Consider the following 3,375-nt stretch of genomic DNA (forward strand, 5'->3'; position numbering starts at 1 on the left):
AATAAGCCTTATTCTAACAGAAATATTATTCTACAACAATCCCACAAAGCCTGTAACTTTGTGGGATTTTATGTTTTTTTTAGAATAATAATAGGCATTGTCCTTCTGTTTGTTATGATAAAACAAAAAGGAGGATTTTTTATGCAACCAGTACATCCGGTTTTTACCAAACTTAATAAGCAGCTTTGCTGTCTGCTTGAAAAGCATGCTTATAAACCATCCACAATCAGAACATATGAACGCAATCTCCAATTGATTGAAGATTATCTGTTACAGCGGGAAACCGACTACTGCCCTGATATTGGCAATGATTTCTCCCTTGAATATGTATCCCTTAATGCTGCTGTACAATCTCGTTGCACCAGTATGAAACGAACCATCCGTAGATTGAATGACTGTTATTATGGGAAAGGGATTGTCCTGATGCCACAAAGGGAAAGGGAATTTCTGCCGAATGACTTTGAGATGGCGTTAAGCCAGTATTCCATTCGGTGTGCAGAAAACGGCAACGCCCCATCAACCATTAAGAAAAAGATGTACGCTTTACAATGCTTTTTTCAGAACCTCGTTTCTATGGGATGTGAATCAGTATCAGGGCTCAACCGCACGTTTGTATCAAGGGCCTGCCTTATGGCAAGCGATCAGAATCATTGGCTGACAATCAAAGGGCTTCTGTCCTTCCTTTCGGAACATGGGGAAACAGACAGGGATTATTCCTGCATCGTCCCAAGCCGTCGCAGAAGTTTTCACCTGCCGAGCACTTACAGCAGGGAAGAAATCCTGAAAACCAGACAGGCAATTGACACATCGTCCCCAAAGGGAAAAAGGGATCTGTGCATGTTCCTTATGGCCTCCTGGCTTGGTATGCGGTCCATCGACATTGCAAGGATAACGTTTGAAAGCTTGGACTTTCAGAAAGACAGCATCCATTTCGTGCAGCAAAAAACTCAAGAGCCGATTTCTCTCCCAATGCCAGAAGAGCTTAGGACAGCAATACTGGATTACATGAACAGCGGAAGACCAGAATCTGGCGAACCGTTTCTGTTCCTGCGTTCACTTGCCCCGTATTCGCCCCTTGATCCCTCAGCCGTCAGTATTTCCGTGGGGAAATATTTAAAGAAAGCAGGCATTAACACAGCTGGCAGGAAACATGGAGCGCACAGCCTCCGTTCTTCCCTTGCAACCTCACTGATAAACAATGGAATGACATATGAGGAGACAAGGAGGGTTCTTGGTCACACGCAAGCCAATGCAGTCAGACATTACGCCGTGCTTGATGTGGAGCGTTTAAGGCAATGTGCCTGTGCGGTTCCGGAACCAGCCGGTTTCTTTAAGGATTTTTTGGAAGGGAAGGTGGTTTTATAATGTCCAGGTACGAGTTTCAGAGTGTTTTTAAAGAATACATCCCCGACTATATTTCCTTGAGGAAAGCATCCAAAAGCGGACCTACTGTGGCGATTGACAGGCATTATCTGGAAATGTTTGATAATTATTTATACACCGTCCAGGCGGGACAGGATATGGTTACGGAGGGCCTGTTCCATAGTTGGATTCAATCCCTCCCCTTTTCCAGACGCACAGCCGCCTGTGCGGTAAGTTCCGTCCGGATGTTTATGAAATACCTCAGGGGATGCGGTCTGGATGTTTTCATTCCCGACATCCCAAAGTTCACTGAAAGCTACATTCCATACCTTTTTTCAGGAGATGATATCCAACAGATTTTCAGGCTGGCAGATTCCGGGGCGTTTGCCGGGCGAAACCGATTTCTCAAAGCTGAATTCCCAATGCTGCTTCGCCTTCTGCTGGGGTGCGGCCTGCGGATAGGGGAAACGCTGTCAATGAAAGCAGGCGACATTGATTTTGAAAAGGGCGTCATAATAATGAAGCATACCAAGAGGGACCGGCAGCGCTTTGTGCCAATGCATCCGGAACTGACAGGAATTCTTGAACGGTACTGTATTGCTATGGAGATCATTGGCATACCGGACGCATGGGTGTTTCCCGGCATGGATAACAGCAGGCGTCTGAGAGAATGTAACGTTGACGTATGGTTCAGGAAGATGGCAGACATCGCCGGGCTCCCCGTCCCCACAGTCAAAGGCCAGCGGGGCCCCTGTCTGCACTGCTTCCGACATCTTTTTGTGGCGAACTCTTTTAAAAATCTTACATCTGCGGGTTTATGTGCTGACGATGTTTTCCCATACCTGTCAACATATCTTGGACATGAAAGCCTCGCTGAAACTGAAAAATACATGAAATTTCCTTCCGAAATGTTTCAGGACGAACTGGACAGGTTCGGAGAATATACAAGCGGCCTTTTCCCGGAGGTGGACTATGAAGAATGACACAGCGTTTATGCGGATTCTGGAAAGTTACATCGGCACTTACCTGCCAGTTATGAAAGGCGCAGGAAACAATACGATCCTTTCGTATAAATCAGCCTTCCGGCTCCTGATAGAATTCTTGTACGAGAAAAAAGGAATCTGTGCTGACAAGATTTCTTTTGCTGACCTCGATTACAACACTCTGGCAGACTTTTTTAACTGGATTGAATCGGATAGGAAATGCAGCGCATCAACAAAAAACCAACGCCTGTCCGCACTGCTTTCTTTTTCAAAATACGCTCAGAACCAGGATTTCGATGCTGCATGCACTTTTCGGAGCGCACTGTTGAAGATTCCGATGAAAAAGACACAGCACAAAAAACGCTCAGTATTTTCTATAGACGAAGTCGGTATTATCCTCTCTCTTCCCGGCAATGAAACATCTATCGGAAAACGGGATACCGTGCTTTTATCAGTAATGTATGCCTCGGGGGCACGTTCCCAGGAAATATGCGACCTGGTTGTACGGAATATCCACTTTAACGGTCATGGGGCTGTGCTTGACATCAATGGAAAAGGTGGAAAGAGCAGAAAGGTACCGATTCCCCTCCCGTGCAGCAAAATGTTAAAGGAATACATTTCATACAGAAGAATTGCCGGCCAGCCGGACCGCCATGTATTCTCCAGCCAGACACATGAATACATGTCAGTAGCAGGTATTGAAGCCCTTTTTAAAAAGTATATAAGGAAAGCAAAGGAACAGTACCCGTCTTATTTCAGGGAAGATAATTACTCACCCCATACCATGAGGCACACTTGTGCCTCCCACATGCTGGAATCGGGAGTCCCTATAGCTGTTATCAAAAACTTTCTTGGTCATGCATCTATACAGACCACGGAAATTTATGCCGAAATATCCCAAGAAACTGTTAACAAAAAACTAATTGCATGGAATCAGAACTGGCATGCTACACCAGAGAATGGTCTCCCTTTTTCTAATACGGAAGAGAAACAAATGCCATCGTTTTTGAAATAGAAGATTATTATTCTA

The 3,375-nt window shown here is 45.2% G+C and carries 3 protein-coding genes; all 3 read left to right on the forward strand.

What is annotated here, in order from left to right:
* Positions 1 to 141: 141 nt before the first annotated feature.
* The 3 genes from E5329_RS28655 to E5329_RS28665 are packed head-to-tail and all read left to right on the forward strand — an operon-like array spanning position 142 to position 3,360.
* Positions 142 to 1,365, forward strand: a complete 1,224-nt coding sequence (locus E5329_RS28655) for a tyrosine-type recombinase/integrase (protein WP_168356816.1) — start codon at positions 142 to 144, stop codon at positions 1,363 to 1,365.
* A complete protein-coding gene (locus E5329_RS28660) occupies positions 1,365 to 2,345 on the forward strand; it encodes a tyrosine-type recombinase/integrase (protein WP_135992516.1) in 981 nt (326 codons plus the stop codon). The genes E5329_RS28655 and E5329_RS28660 overlap by 1 nt, the downstream gene beginning before the upstream one ends.
* Before the next feature lie 52 nt (positions 2,346 to 2,397).
* Positions 2,398 to 3,360 (forward strand): tyrosine-type recombinase/integrase, encoded by a 963-nt coding sequence (locus E5329_RS28665; protein WP_330572425.1) that lies wholly within the window; start codon positions 2,398 to 2,400, stop codon positions 3,358 to 3,360.
* The last annotated feature ends 15 nt before the right edge of the window (positions 3,361 to 3,375 follow it).

It is taken from the genome of Petralouisia muris (assembly GCF_004793545.1).
In the GTDB taxonomy this organism is placed as follows: domain Bacteria; phylum Bacillota; class Clostridia; order Lachnospirales; family Lachnospiraceae; genus Petralouisia; species Petralouisia muris.

Excerpts from the sequence above, each read along its gene's own strand:
- E5329_RS28655 (WP_168356816.1), top strand. The coding sequence starts at position 142 with ATGCAACCAGTACATCCGGTTTTTACCAAACTTAATAAGCAGCTTTGC.
- E5329_RS28660 (WP_135992516.1), top strand. The coding sequence starts at position 1,365 with ATGTCCAGGTACGAGTTTCAGAGTGTTTTTAAAGAATACATCCCCGAC.
- E5329_RS28665 (WP_330572425.1), top strand. The coding sequence starts at position 2,398 with ATGAAAGGCGCAGGAAACAATACGATCCTTTCGTATAAATCAGCCTTC.